The sequence below is a fragment of the Thalassoglobus neptunius genome, from assembly GCF_007859735.1.
Taxonomy (GTDB): domain Bacteria; phylum Planctomycetota; class Planctomycetia; order Planctomycetales; family Planctomycetaceae; genus Thalassoglobus; species Thalassoglobus neptunius.
Window position 1 is genome coordinate 3,010,603 of the sequence record NZ_SIHI01000001.1, and the last position, 13,568, is coordinate 3,024,170.

Here is a 13,568-nt window from a genome sequence, read left to right on the forward strand (position 1 = left end):
TGTATCGCAGGGTGTCTTAATACTTCCAGTTAGAACTCTATCTGTAAACGACTCATCGTCTTTAAGACGTTGTCGAAACAGAACTAGTTCTGAATGACAAACTCAGGAGTGTTCAACATCGTCCACATAATGTCCTCGATGACCGTCCGTCGTTCTTCCGGGGCTTGCTCGATGAGTTGGACGACCAGTTCGGATTCGGCCTCGGTGGGATTTCGTCCATAGACGGTGCGATACATCTGAATGGCGATTTCTTGCGGCGATGATTCCGATTCTGCGAGTTGAGCAGCGGTCCCGTTTTTGTGGACGAGCTGTGCATGCAACTGTTCCGAGTTCATCAAATGTAGTGCCTGGACAACTGTGGAATCGGAGGTTCGTTCGCAGGGAGGATCCTGGTTGGGGTCCGGGCGACCGAATGTGTCGAGAAAGAGAGAGCCAATGCGGTGTGTCCACAGTTGTTTTGCTGAGGAATCGGGAGGCATACATTCGAAGTCTGCGGGAATTCCGGTAATCGTTGTATAAGCGTCGTGCAGCACTTCGGCCCTCAAGAGGTGACGATAATGCCTTGAATAGTTTCGAGTATCCTCGACGTTTTGTTCGTTCGGAATTGAGCTTAATTGATACGCTGCAGATGAAGTGATTGCACGGACAAGTTCTTCAAGTGAATAACCGCTGTCACGAAAGTGTTCGCCCAGTGCTGTTAACAGAGCTTGATTCGAAGCAGGGTTCGTCGCTCGGAAGTCATCGACCGGTTCGACAAGTCCGCGTCCCATTAAATCAGCCCAGACGCGATTGGCGAAGACTTGTGCAAAGAGTTCGTTTTCGGGTGAGGTCATCCATTCTGCGAGGACTTCTCTTGGATCATCGCTGTCCTCGGGAACTGTTACGTTCCCCCAAAGCGATCGCGGGGGAAGCACTTCACCGGTGATCGGGTGTTTCACGGAACCGGATTTGTTTGCGAAGATAAACTCTTCGCTTCCCGAGATTGGAGGAGAGACTCCGCGACCTTTTCTGCCCACTTTGGCGAAGAAAGCTGCGAAGCTGTAAAAGTCATCCTGTCCCCATTTTTCAAAGGGATGATGATGGCACTTTGCACATTCAAGACGCACACCGAGAAAGAGTTGGCTCACAAGTGTTGCGACTTCGTCGGGGCTTCTTCGATCTCGATAGAGCGTGACTGCTCCATTCCGGAATGTGCTTCCGCGAGCTGCGATTAACTCTCGAGTCAGTTGATCCCATGGCATACGTTGATGAAATCGCTCACGGATCCATCGGTCGTAGTTGAAGACGGCTTTGATTCCCACGCGGTAGGGATTCGGTCGCAGAAGGTCCATCCACTTGTTCGCCCAGTGGTCCGCGAAGTCGGGTTCCTGAATGAGTCGCTCGACGACTTCCTGACGCTTGTCTGGTGAAGGGTCATCCAGAAACTGCTGGACTTCATCCGGGCTCGGAACCCGGCCGCAAAGATCGGTTGTGACTCGTCTCAGATAAACGTGATCGGAACAGATTTCAGAAGGAGTGATATTGAGTTTTTGCAGCTTGGTCCAAATATGGTCATCAATGAAGTTAAACCGTGGGAGTGCGTCAAAGACTTCGCTCGCGACTGGTTCAGGGCGAGGAATGGTGATGTCGCAAACGGTGATCTGACCTTGATACCGTGCCATAATCGCTGCGGTGCCGGTAATCGATCCTGCTTCGATCATTCCAGTCTCGTCGACAGATGCAATCGGAGCTTCATTCGACTGAAACGCTGCCAATCGCGTGACGTCGCGTGAGGATCCATCGTCAAAATGTGCGGTCACAGTTAACGAGTGAGTCTCGTCATTCTTCATGACCAGGGCGTTGGGGTTTGCCGTGATGTTGATGAGTGTTGGAGCATCGGGAAGACGACGCGGCATTCCCTCTTGAATCCATGTCTTCAAGGTGTCGTACTCGGGTTGATCAACCGCGAGTCGTTTTCCTCCTCCGTGGGGAACCTGTCCTGTCGGTTTGAGGAGAAGAAGACTCTCGTCAGGAGCAGCGGGGAAGACTCGTCGACCGCGTCCATCTTTGGTGATGGCGTCGTAGTCGAAATCGGAATCGAACCCGAGGAGCGAGAGTTGGAATCCTCCCTGACCGCGAGCTTTCCCGTGACAGGGACCCGATGTACATCCAAAGCGTGTCAGAATGGGTTGGACATCATTCTGAAAATCGACCGATGGTGTTTGAGCGTTGCAGACATGCTGAGACATCAGCAGGAAGCAACAGGCTCCAAGAACCATTCGGAAATGGTGGTGTGTATGGGTGGGCATTGAAGCTGGCGTGTTTGGTGGGGAAGTAAAGGTGGGCAGGAAGCTTCAATCGAAGTTTACCAATTTGTTTGAGCCAATGCACCCAAAAGCTAGCAGAATGAGAGAGATCGGTGGGTGAACTGAATCAGTTGAAACGATCATGTCCGCCGAAGTGAGGGCTTCTGAGAAGTGGGTGCTCATGAAACGAAACAAGGACCGCCCGGAATCATCCGAGCGGTCCTGTTCGAGTGGAAGCTGGTCTGTGTGGACTGGCTTCGCTTTGTCCTCGTCGTCCTCATGTCGGGGCGGGAGTCCTCGTTCCCAGCATCAACGAGACGAGAACACCGGACACGGTGACATCTGTTCGTCGAGTTAGACGGTCGTGCGGCGACCACTCACCAGGGCGACGACGAACAGGATGAGGAAGACGAAGAAGCAAATCTTCGCAGCGGTGTAGGCGACTCCACCGACGACTCCAAATCCAAGCAAACCAGAGATCAGTGCGATAATCAGAAATGTAATTGCCCAACTTAACATCGATATTCCTTTCAACTGAGGTGGTGATGGGGGCGTTTTGATCGTTCGCTCATTCGTCGTGGATGACTGAGCGAAGACGATTTTGAGTCCGAATTTTTCGGGCTGTTGTTTGCGTCCCCAAGATATTTGTTTTCGATACGCTTGGTTTCCCGGTAATGCATTCGGCGTGCCACTGAGAGATGCCGATTCGCAAAGGAACCCCGTCAACGAATTGGCCCGCAAGTTGAAAACTGTTACTGTTTCAACGGTTAGACGGAAGCACCGACGAGCGAAATTCGTCTGCGGTTTTTTGTGTTGTCGGTGAGATGATCGCATGGACGACGGCGAATGGTGGACCGCCCGCCGCGATGAGCGATTCGCGATCATTTGAAACGGGGCTGACAACTCGATCGATGCAAATTTGTGGAATTTGATTCTTCATTGAAATCGATCAGCCGCACGAAACATGATGAGGATTTCAGTCGAGTGGACTGCGACCTGACAACAGTCTTGGTAAGATCCCATCGGAAAAAATCACGTACTGAAGGCTGAGTTTCATGGCCCGGATTGCAGCGATTGACGACGACCGATCGGTTTTGATTCTGATTCAGCGAGGATTGGAAAAGCTGGTCACAGTCTGATTTTTGCCAATACAGGTGAGGAAGGGATCTCTCTTGTCAAAGAGTACGAGCCCGATGTCGTCTTGCTGGACCTGGTCCTCAGAGAAGGATCAGGGCTGAGCGTCTTCCGTGACCTTCAAGCAATCGACCCGCATGTTCCGGTCATTTTTATGACGGGCGAAGCGGACAGCGAGACAGCCATCGAAGCGATGCAAATGGGGGCTTACGATTACATTGCGAAGCCACTGAATCTCCCGGAGCTTGAAGAACTCGTCGATCAGGCATCCCGCACTCGTCAGTTGATGAGCGTTCCCGTTGCTTTAGGAGTTTCCGAAGAAACGTCGCAGAGCCGCGATCTGATGATCGGACGCAGCCCTCAAATGCTCGACGTGTTCAAAGCAATCGGCCGCGTTTCCAGCCAGAATGTGCCGATTCTGGTGACAGGTGAAAGTGGAACCGGGAAAGAACTGGTCGCCCGTGCCATCTTCCAGCACAGCGATCGATCGAACCGCCCTTTTGTGGAGGTCAATTGCGCTGCACTTCCGGATTCGCTTCTGGAGAGCGAACTGTTTGGTCATGAGAAAGGAGCGTTTACCGGCGCTGATAAGCGACGAATTGGAAAATTCGAGCAGTGCGACGGCGGAACAATCTTTCTCGATGAAATCGGCGACATGGCTCCAGTCGTTCAAGCCAAGGTCTTGCGGCTGCTTCAAGAACAACGGTTCGAACGAGTCGGGGGAAATGAAATTCTTCAGACAAATGTCAGGATCGTGGCAGCCACGAACCGCGACCTCGAAAAAATGGTCGAAGAAGGCGAGTTCCGGTCCGATTTGCTCTATCGACTCAATGGAGTCACGATTCATTTGCCGCCTCTGCGGGATCGCGGAGATGACGTCAAACTGCTCTTACGACATTTTCTGACCGAAGCGATTCAGGAACTCGGTTTTTCGACAATCGAGGGAATCTCTGCGGATGCCCTGCAACACCTGTTGGATTATTCCTGGCCGGGGAACATCCGAGAACTGCGTTCGGTGATTCGTCAGGCAGTTCTGAACTCAACCGGCACCGTGATTGCACCGGCGTTTCTTCCTTCGTTTGTACGCGGGGGCGAACCCGTGGCGAAGACGAACGAAAAAGGAGATCCAAGTGTTGATCTGGAAGAGTTTGTCAGCCGACGACTCAAGAGTGGTTCGACGAATCTCTATGCTGAGTCGCTGGAGATGATGGAGCGGTATCTGATGACACGCGTTTTGCAGGAAACCGGTGGAAATCAGTCTCGCGCAGCCGAAATTCTTGGGATTACACGCGGTAAAATTCGAGATCGGATCGCAAATTTCGGAATTAACGTCTCAAAGAACGTCACCATGGAAACAGACGACGACAGCTCGTCTTGATCTCCCTGAAGTTCGGAAGTTGACGTCACTCGGAAACCGTTTTGACTGAATGGAAGCATCAGGGAACCGCTCGTCGGCAGGTTCTCGGATCACTTCAGCAGCACTGTCGATTGAGTCTTCTCGGGCACTTTCGAGTGCTTGAAGGACAACATCAGACGGAACCATTGAGTGAGTCCAGTGATCGACAACATGTTCAGGTCATCTCGTGGATGAACGCACCAGTTGGAAATGAGTAATGCGGCAGGATTGGCTCCAGCCATTCTTAGAGCAATCGCTTGATGCCATTATTGTTGTGGACCGCAACGGATCCGTTTGTGAATGGTCCGGTCAGGCTCAGGCAATGTTCGGATGGAGCAAAGAGGAAGCGGTCGGCCGCAAAATGGCCGAGTTGATTATTCCCAAGACCGATCGACAGGCCCATTGGGTCGGGCTCAAAACCTATAACGAATTTGGGATCGGGCCGGTGATCAACCGTCGTTCCCATCTGAAAGCACTCACAAAAGATCAGCGGATCATCGATGTCGAGTTGACCGTCGTTCCAGTCAACGTCGGAGAGACGGAACTCTTTGTCGGCACCGTTCGCGATCGATTGTATCCAAGCGACAGACCGACTGGGGAAAGTTCTGCGGATTCGAAGAAGACTCCGGATTTCCTCACGTCAGGAGATGTGATTTTCACCGCGATGTCGGAAGAAGATTCGCGGGCCATCGAGGGTGTGTTTCAAGATTGCCTGAAGTCGATCATCAAATTGATTGACTGGCCAGTCGGTGTGGGATTGATTCTCGATACGCTGGGACGACTGCTTCCCGAAGCATGTGTCTGGTATAGCCCCGATCCCGATTTGCAGGAGCGATTCGATTCACACGGAATCAAGTCTGCGGAACATGTTCCTTTAGGGAGCCACAGCGGTCGGAAGCCAGTCTGGAGCAGTCAAGAAGCTGCGGAGAAGCAGTTTCCATTCTCCGAGATCGAGTCTCCTCCGATGAGGACGGTTCTGACTCTGCCAGTCATTGCGGATGGCCATCTAGCTGCATACGTTCAGTTCTATCACTGGGAAGAGATCGCCGAAGATTCCCGTTTGATTTCGTCTGTTCGCAACGAACTCAAACCGCTTCAGGAACTGTTGGAACGAAGACGTTGGCAGGAATTAAAGTCCTATCTGGCAGCGATCGTGGAATCCTCCAACGATGCGATTATCGGGAAGGATCGTTTCGGAACGATCGTGAGTTGGAACCATGGGGCAGAACGGGTTTACGGATACACTGAGCGAGAAGCCATCGGAAAAACCGTCCAGTTGATCTTGCCTGAAGGCACGCTTGAGGAAGAAGAAGAGATTCGGGATGTGGTGCAGTCGGGGCGGCGATTGGCTTCGTTTGAGACTGTTCGAAAACATAAGAACGGCAGTCTTCTCGACATCTCTCTGTCGATTTCACCTGTTCGAGATTCTCAGGGTCGATTGATCGGTTCTGCCACGATTGAACGAGACATTACCCCTCTCAAGCGGACGATTCGCGAGTTATACGATCGTGAAGAGAAGTTGCGACTTCTCATGGAAGCTTCCGGAGAAGCCATTTACGGAATCGATCCCGACGGACGTTGCACGTTTGCGAATCGAGCCTGCGCGCGTGTGTTGGGATTTGAATCTGCTGAAGAGTTGCTGGGCGAAAAGATGCACAAGCTCGTCCATCATTCCTACGAGGATGGCGGCAACTATCCGCAGGACCTGTGTCCGATCAATCAGACGTTGATGTACGGGAAGAGCGTTCACGTCAATAACGAAGTTTTCTGGCGCAAGGATGGCACCTCTTTTCCTGTCGAGTATTGGGCGTCCCCAGTCAGGCGTGGATCGAATGTCGTGGGAGCCGTCGTGGTGTTCGAAGACGCCACCGACCGAATTATCGCAGAGCGGACGCGTGCGGAACTGGCAGCGATTGTCGAGTCATCTGCGGATGCGATTATCGGAAAAGCTCTCGATGGAACGATCAAGAGTTGGAATCAGGGAGCCTCACAACTCTACGGGTACGAGTCCGACGAAGTGATCGGCCAAAACTATACCGCACTTCTTTGTGCGGAAGATGATCAAATGCCGAAACCCGTTGACGTCAGCGAACAGGACTGGAATGTCAGTACGTTCGAAGTGACGCGAATCGATCGGAACGGAAATCAGATTGAAGTCGGGATTACGGAATCCGGAATTCTCGATTCGGAAGGTCGACTGATCGGGACAGCTTCGATCGAACGAGATATTTCTTCGCGTAAGCGCCGAGAAACAGAACTTGAAGAAGCACGCCACGCAGCTGAGGTCGCCAACAAAACAAAGTCAGAATTCGTTGCCAATATCAGTCATGAACTGAGAACGCCAATGAATGCGGTGCTCGGAATGCTTCGGATTGTTCTCGAAGAACCCTTGCCGCAGGCGCTTCGAGACTATCTCGGTACAGCCAAAGATTCCGCGGAAACGCTGCTTCTGATTCTCGATGACTTGCTCGATTTTTCTCGAATGGAAGCAGGGAAATTTGAACTCGATCCGGAGCCGTTTCGCCTTCGAGAAACGGTCGAGAACTCTGTCAAAGCATTGGCCAACCGGGCCCATCAGAAAGGTCTTGAACTGACTTTCGATGTCGACGGATCTGTCCCGGACCGACTCGAAGGAGACGGGTTTCGGCTTCGCCAGGTGCTGGTCAATCTGACCGGAAACGCGATCAAATTCACAGATCACGGGGAAATCGTTGTTACGGTCACGTCAAAAATGATCGACGACGATACCGTCGTGATCGAGTTCACTGTTGAAGACACTGGTGTCGGAATTCCGGAAGGAGACCTCGAACGAATCTTCGAACCGTTTACTCAGGTCGATTCGTCGATGACGCGCAGCCGCACGGGGTCCGGGCTGGGGCTCTCGATCTGCCGGGAACTGATTCAAAAAATGGGAGGCGAAATCAGTGTGGCAAGTCAGGTGGGGAAAGGCACAACGTTCCGCTTCACCTCGCAGTTCCGCGTGATTTCAGTTGTCGAAGAGTCGTTTGACACCACCCACTTGAGCGGGCATCGAGCCGTTATCATTGACGACAATCTGACCAACCTCCGAGTCGTTTCTAAAAGACTCGCTGATTGGGGAATGGAAGTGCTTGCGACTGGGGGCCAGGATGAGACTGAGGAGATCTGGCGCTCGATCTCCGAAGCGAATCTACCATCGGTTGCCATCATTGATTCCTCCGAGAACGGGACCTCGAGCCTCGATCTCATTGCCAAAGCCCGGGAATACGGGGTGATGTGCCCGTTCATTTTGATGGTCTCGCCCAGGAATCGCCTCTTTCTCGAACGGCTGACACGACGGTTCGATATTTGCAGTCTCATTGAAAAACCTGTGACAGGCTCTGACTTGTTTGATGCAATTATGGGAGTTCTGAACAGGGAAATCGCTGAAAGAAAAGTTGCCGATCCGAAAGCACCACTCAAGGCAGCCCGCGCGCTCAACCTTCTCGTTGCAGAAGACACACCCGCCAACCAGAAAGTTGTTCGAGCAATTTTTGAGCGGCGTGGCCACAACATTTCCGTTGTCCAAAACGGGCGAGAGGCTCTTGAAGCTGTCCAACAGGAGAAATTAGACGCTGTTCTCATGGATGTTCAGATGCCAGAGATGGATGGTCTTCAAGCCACTGGACTGATTCGCAAAATGGATCCTCCGCTCGGGAAGATTCCGATCATCGCGATGACAGCCCATGCCCGGCGGGAAGATCGACGAAGATGTCTTGCAGCCGGAATGTCCGGGTACGTTTCGAAACCAATACAAGCATTTAAGCTCATTCGACTCGTCGAACGACTTGTCAGTGACCAGGAAAAATCCTATCCGAGGTCGGCTCCGCTCGATGTACCAACACCGGCAGAGGAGCCAGTTGAAAGAAGCACGATGAGTGAAGTTCCGAAATTCAATCTTGCGATCGCTCTCGAACGAATGGGAGGTGATCAGGAAATTCTGGACGAGATGATCAAAGCCTTCCTTGAAGATGCGCCTGTGCTTCTGCAAGAGGTTCACACCGCCCGCTCCGAAAACGACTGGTCGGATCTGCGACGGGGAGCCCACAGCCTCAAAGGATTAGCAGCCAACTTCGAAGCATTGCCCGTTGTGGAGTCAGCTTAAGCGGTCGAACAATTAGCGAAAGACAACGATGACTCCGGTCTCGATCTCCAGATTAAAACGCTCGCGGAACAACTCGAAGAACTGATCGCCGCACTCAAAGAGGAGCAGGGTCGAGACGCATGAAAGTGAGCCGACCCAGTCGGTCACGGTTGCGCACCATCTTCGTCTCTCACTTGCAGCGGATGACGCGAGCCAACCGGACGAACTTGTGCTGCTTGATAAATCTCTACTTCAAACCGATGTTTCCGAGGTCTCACCCTGGATCTCTTCGATCAGTTGAGTCCTCCGTCGGGCGAATTCCTGATGAGTTCTGAGAAGTGATTGAAATCTCCCCCCGATCGAAACGGAAGCCTTTCGCACGGCTGCTTCAAGTTCTGACTCAACAGCGTTCCAATCTGCCAGAGTCTGTTGAAGGCGGTTTCGCTCAGGGAAATTCCGATGACTTCTTCGTAGAAGCTGCGACACGCGTTGTAGTGCGCTCAACGCAGCTGTCTCCAAGTCCTGAAAGAAAACGAACTTGGAAAGAAACCGACAATGTTGTTCGTGAACGTTGGCGATCTCGTCGAGTTGTGGTTTCAACTCTTCGCGAAGATCCATCGAAATCAATTCTCTTACGATGAGGGCAACTTGGGCGTTGAGGATCATTAAGTCCCTCAGTCTGTCGATTTGCTCTCGATTGAAGTCGATCTGTGAATCTTGAATCATGGGTCTGCCATCTTCAGTGAAGCGCATCCTTTAGATAGGAAACGAATGAAAAAATACTGGGGATTCTTCTCCAATGTCTGGTCGGAAATTAACCATTCAGAACTCAAAGCAAGCACTATGCCAAACGCTGAAGATGCCTGAGATCGCCCTCTCTGAGGGCTGGCTGGCACGATTCCTCGGAAAAATCGCTAAATCCGGCGTTCCACGCATCGCGAACTTTGGTGTGCCAACAACCAGTGTGCTCTTTGATCCCTCACAAAATTACGGAACTCTCCTTCAACTCTTGGGTTCCGTCACAGAAACCGGAAAACCCTCGGTACCGATTCGATCTTTTTGCGATTCGGCACGCGGAGTGCATTACTGCGGTGGCACTCATCACACCTTGCGTCACACGAATGAAGCAAGAGCTGTGATCTTCCCCGGACTCATTCAAAATCAGGACTCCTGGGGTGAGAAGCCGGCTCTCAAAGAGCCATCAATGGTCTCCACCTGCAGAGAGGAAGTGCGAGTTCGTCACCGTCACCGGAGCGAAAAAATAATGTTAGAGCAAAAAGAAATTCCAACGATCGACCAGGCAGAAGTTGCCCGCCGCTGGCCCGACTTCACTCCACTCGAACTCGAACAAGTCTGTGAAAGCATTGTCCAGTTGCGCGGTGGACTCCAGCAGAAGTACGGATTGTCTGCCGATGAAGCAGCCCGTCAGATGCAACAGGCTTATCCTCAAATTGCGACGATTTCGGAGGAAGAAAGCGAAGCTCTTTAAGAGCGAGTTCGTCGTCTCTCAGAGCAAATAAAGTTAAGGAGATATCTGACATGACAACTTCAACTTCACCAACACTCACCCCCTTCGATTTCGTGAGGTTGTTCTTTTCAATCTTGCTGCCTCCTGTCGGAGTGTTCCTGCAAGTCGGAATTGGACTCCAGTTCTGGTTGAACATCCTCCTCACGATTCTCGGATACTTTCCGGGTGTCCTGCACGCAGCCTGGGTGATTGCCACTCGCTAAGGCCGTCGCAGCGACTATCGAAATTCGCAAACGCCGCGCTTCTGGAATCGAAACGATTCTGTGAGCGCGGCGTTTTTCCTTTGTAGCGACTTCTCAACGAATCGACTTTCTCGGGCTGTTGATTCCCCTCAAGGCTTCAACGAGTTCTGCGGCCGGTTCGTGGAGTCTTCACGAACGGATCGTGAGAGTTCGTTAGGAAAAAAACTCGTCAATCAGTCAATGAGAGCGTCTTCGCAATCGCAGCGGCCGTCAAACATTCCAAAGCAGAAATACGAAGCTGGCGATCGAGACAGACATTCCCGCAATGATCAATGCCCCGTCTCTGGCAGTGATTCCCAAAGAGAGAAGCGTGTTCGCGAGGGCTGGAAAGAACACGCCGAAGGGAACGAGAGCAAGAGGAAAGTAGGAGAGCCCCAGAAGGATCATCAATGTTGCGAGCACGTAATGCATCGCCCCGACTGACAGAATCTTGAGACGTTGGTGAACCTACCGGTTACCCGAGGTCATCCAGGGGCGGTATTTCTCGATCGATTTTTTGACTCGATCCGTGGGAACCGAGAACTCTTCCAGCCGTTTCGGAATCCACGGATGGTCCGAGCGAAACAGCATCTGAACCGCCACGAGGACAATGATCGATCCGGTGACGATGGAAACTCCCGGGATTCCCCCAAGTGGTGAAAGCGAAATGAGGGACGGAGCGAGAATCAACGGACCGAATCCACGGTTGCTGATTGCGTCCATTAAATCACCCACTTTCGTCGAGTCGCCGTCCACTTGTTCATAAGCGTCGTCCACAACATCGATCAGGGCGTCTGATTTCTTGCTATTTGATTGTTCGGCGGAAGCGGTCATTGAATAGATCCGTGTATGAGATTGTGAGCACATCGCTCTGGTTGTGTAGAAGTCAATCAACAGGTGTCCAGAAAGATTTGCGATGCGAAACACGGGCCACCCGAAGCCATTGCGACAAAAACGTCGATCCGTCTCCATCAAATCATCGAGACGTCATTCCTGCACGCTTAAAAGTGAATCGCAGCCCCGGAATGTGAATGCTCAGCTATCGAACTGATCGCTTCTGATCCAGCAAGAAGGCTTGAAGACTGCATTCTTCGCTGAAAAGGCACGTGTTTTCCAAGGAATTCTCGCCGTCAAAAAATTTCTCCGAGTTGGCACGATCACTGCTTTATCAACATGAAGTCGGACGTCGCTCAATGTCGAGCGGGCGTCCTTCAACTTCAAGAAATTCAATTCAGGAGAAGACACATGTTATCTTGGGCAATCTCATTTCTGATTCTCGCACTGATCGCTGGCCTGCTCGGTTTTACATCGGTCGCTGGCTTCTCAATCTCAGCTGCGAAAATTCTGTTCTTCGTCTTTCTCATTCTGTTGGTTGTGAGCCTGATTCTCGGTCGTCGTCCCGTTGCTTGATGGCAAATTCAAAAGACTGACCGGAGATCAATCCTGACGAAACTGACAAACGAAACACGCCAGAGCTGATCAACACCTGCAAAGGATACCCGGCGAAACTCGGAGCGAAACACATTTCCGAGTGGCTGCTTAACAAGTTGAATCACTCGAATAAGCTGAGGAGAGTCATCGATGCCTGTACCAACTGATGAAGTGACTGAAGTTTCTTATCGCTGTCCAAACTGTGAAGCTCTCATCAGCATCGCAGATGAGTTTGTTGGTCAGACCGTCGATTGCCCTCGATGCTCCGTTCCGTTTGAAGCTCAGGCACCGGTCGCCCAGCCGATCTTAAAGACGAATAACAGCGAGACTGAATCGGACTATACGATTCAAACTCCATCGGATGATGAGACGGTTCTTGAGACAGCGCGCCCGGCGTTGTTTCGAAAACATCCAGTCCAGCTGCTCACGATGATCGCAATCGGAGGCGCTGCACTCGTTGCCATCGTGACCAGTCTCGCCGATGGAAACTGGAGTTTCGTACTGGGTGCAGGCGTCGTCCTGCTCCTCATCGCCGGATACTCCGGTTACAGGTGGGTGCAGATTCTTGCGACGAGTTTGACGATTACCAACAAACGAACTCGCCTGCGACACGGAATTATTTCGAAGAAGACTTCTGAAGTGCAGCATGACGATGTCCGAAACCTGCAAGTCGACCAAACAGTCCTCGAACGGTTTCTTGGCATCGGAGATCTCGCGATCTCCAGCTCTGGACAGGACGATTTAGAGATTATCGCTATTGCGATCCCTCAGCCAAACTCCATGGCGGAATTGATTCGCAGAATGCAATAAATGGAGCTGCGCACGAACAACGAATTAAAGAATAACCAGAAAGCGGAACCTCTCTACACAGAGCGAAGCTTCCTGTTTCGATAGAGAAATGCTCGTCGGTTTCAAACCGGCGAGCATTTTTTTATGCAATGCGCGACACAGAGGCCATCTTCTCTTCCAGAAGCTGCGATGATCCCCACTCTTCAGTCGATTTGCTCAGCAGCGTCAAGTCGTCCCCGCATCCAGTTCTACTCACAGTCCGATCTTCGAGAAGGCCAGCGACCTCTCAGAACTCCTTTTGACTTCCCAAGCTTCGATCCCTGACTCACTTCCACCGAGTTGACAGCCACGCGGATTTCGAAGCAAGTTCGAGCCGGCAAGGAGACTTCTCTTTGACCTGCAGCCGTAAGGCAGACGCGATATCAGCTTCCATTGAAAGAGCACGTTCACGTGGGAGCAGAGAATCATTGAGCCTGGGGACACAAAAAAAGCCCAGCTGTTTGAACAGCTGGGCTTTTCAACGGAAGTTGTACGAAAGACCGTTTTCGTCTGAGAGCCTATCCGGAATCCTCTTCATGCTGTAAGTCGGTATTTGAACGGAGCTTGGTTGGGTGAAGGAGCTAAGCGGCGGAGCATGCGACCAATGGAAGCCACATAGATCATGGCTTCGCTCGATTTGGTG

10 protein-coding genes and 1 pseudogene are annotated in these 13,568 nt (G+C 51.8%); 7 read left to right on the forward strand and 4 right to left on the reverse strand.

What is annotated here, in order from left to right; all coding sequences use genetic code 11:
- Positions 1–83: 83 nt before the first annotated feature.
- Together KOR42_RS12010 and KOR42_RS12015 are read right to left on the reverse strand one after the other, a co-directional pair.
- Positions 84–2,288 (reverse strand): DUF1549 and DUF1553 domain-containing protein, encoded by a 2,205-nt coding sequence (locus KOR42_RS12010; protein ID WP_146509920.1) that lies wholly within the window; start codon positions 2,286–2,288, stop codon positions 84–86.
- Positions 2,289–2,639: 351 nt separating this feature from the next.
- On the reverse strand, positions 2,640–2,804 hold the full coding sequence (locus tag KOR42_RS12015; RefSeq protein ID WP_146509921.1) for a DUF1328 domain-containing protein: 165 nt from the start codon (positions 2,802–2,804) through the stop codon (positions 2,640–2,642).
- A gap of 646 nt (positions 2,805–3,450) precedes the next feature.
- Here KOR42_RS12015 and KOR42_RS12020 point away from each other — a divergent pair.
- Genes KOR42_RS12020 through KOR42_RS12030 form a run of 3 tightly spaced genes read left to right on the forward strand, consistent with a single transcriptional unit; the run spans position 3,451 to position 8,938 of the window.
- Positions 3,451–4,797 (forward strand): sigma-54-dependent transcriptional regulator, encoded by a 1,347-nt coding sequence (locus KOR42_RS12020; RefSeq protein ID WP_390620871.1) that lies wholly within the window; start codon positions 3,451–3,453, stop codon positions 4,795–4,797.
- Between the two features lie 41 nt (positions 4,798–4,838).
- Entirely contained in the window at positions 4,839–5,033 is a 195-nt protein-coding gene (locus KOR42_RS12025) for a hypothetical protein (protein WP_146509922.1), read from the forward strand.
- Positions 5,033–8,938, forward strand: a complete 3,906-nt coding sequence (locus KOR42_RS12030; protein WP_146509923.1) for a PAS domain S-box protein — start codon at positions 5,033–5,035, stop codon at positions 8,936–8,938. The genes KOR42_RS12025 and KOR42_RS12030 overlap by 1 nt, the downstream gene beginning before the upstream one ends.
- Before the next feature lie 231 nt (positions 8,939–9,169).
- On the opposite strand, the gene KOR42_RS12035 is transcribed toward KOR42_RS12030, so the two are convergent.
- The gene (locus KOR42_RS12035) at positions 9,170–9,643 is read right to left on the reverse strand and encodes a hypothetical protein (protein ID WP_146509924.1); all 474 of its coding nucleotides are present in this window, start codon (positions 9,641–9,643) and stop codon (positions 9,170–9,172) included.
- Positions 9,644–9,716: 73 nt separating this feature from the next.
- On the opposite strand from KOR42_RS12035, the gene KOR42_RS12040 reads away from it, so the two are divergent.
- Positions 9,717–10,406: a hypothetical protein gene (locus KOR42_RS12040; RefSeq protein WP_146509925.1), complete on the forward strand. Its 690-nt coding sequence runs from the start codon at positions 9,717–9,719 to the stop codon at positions 10,404–10,406.
- 50 nt (positions 10,407–10,456) lie between these two features.
- Positions 10,457–10,648 (forward strand): YqaE/Pmp3 family membrane protein, encoded by a 192-nt coding sequence (locus KOR42_RS12045; RefSeq protein WP_146509926.1) that lies wholly within the window; start codon positions 10,457–10,459, stop codon positions 10,646–10,648.
- A 249-nt stretch (positions 10,649–10,897) separates the two neighbouring features.
- Here the strand turns inward: KOR42_RS12045 and KOR42_RS27395 are convergent.
- Positions 10,898–11,638 (reverse strand): annotated as a pseudogene (locus tag KOR42_RS27395) (exopolysaccharide biosynthesis protein).
- 273 nt (positions 11,639–11,911) lie between these two features.
- Here KOR42_RS27395 and KOR42_RS12060 point away from each other — a divergent pair.
- Both KOR42_RS12060 and KOR42_RS12065 read left to right on the forward strand, forming a co-directional pair.
- Complete coding sequence (locus KOR42_RS12060) at positions 11,912–12,076, forward strand: DUF1328 family protein (protein ID WP_146509929.1); 165 nt, start codon at positions 11,912–11,914, stop codon at positions 12,074–12,076.
- Positions 12,077–12,247: 171 nt separating this feature from the next.
- Positions 12,248–12,907 carry a PH domain-containing protein gene (locus KOR42_RS12065; RefSeq protein ID WP_146509930.1) on the forward strand — a complete coding sequence of 220 codons (660 nt, stop codon included), beginning with the start codon at positions 12,248–12,250 and terminating at the stop codon, positions 12,905–12,907.
- Positions 12,908–13,568 lie beyond the last annotated feature (661 nt).

Excerpts from the sequence above, each read along its gene's own strand:
- KOR42_RS12010 (WP_146509920.1), bottom strand. The coding sequence starts at position 2,288 with ATGCCCACCCATACACACCACCATTTCCGAATGGTTCTTGGAGCCTGT.
- KOR42_RS12065 (WP_146509930.1), top strand. The coding sequence starts at position 12,248 with ATGCCTGTACCAACTGATGAAGTGACTGAAGTTTCTTATCGCTGTCCA.
- KOR42_RS12045 (WP_146509926.1), top strand. The coding sequence starts at position 10,457 with ATGACAACTTCAACTTCACCAACACTCACCCCCTTCGATTTCGTGAGG.
- KOR42_RS12015 (WP_146509921.1), bottom strand. The coding sequence starts at position 2,804 with ATGTTAAGTTGGGCAATTACATTTCTGATTATCGCACTGATCTCTGGT.
- KOR42_RS12035 (WP_146509924.1), bottom strand. The coding sequence starts at position 9,643 with ATGATTCAAGATTCACAGATCGACTTCAATCGAGAGCAAATCGACAGA.
- KOR42_RS12030 (WP_146509923.1), top strand. The coding sequence starts at position 5,033 with ATGCGGCAGGATTGGCTCCAGCCATTCTTAGAGCAATCGCTTGATGCC.
- KOR42_RS12060 (WP_146509929.1), top strand. The coding sequence starts at position 11,912 with ATGTTATCTTGGGCAATCTCATTTCTGATTCTCGCACTGATCGCTGGC.
- KOR42_RS12040 (WP_146509925.1), top strand. The coding sequence starts at position 9,717 with ATGTCTGGTCGGAAATTAACCATTCAGAACTCAAAGCAAGCACTATGC.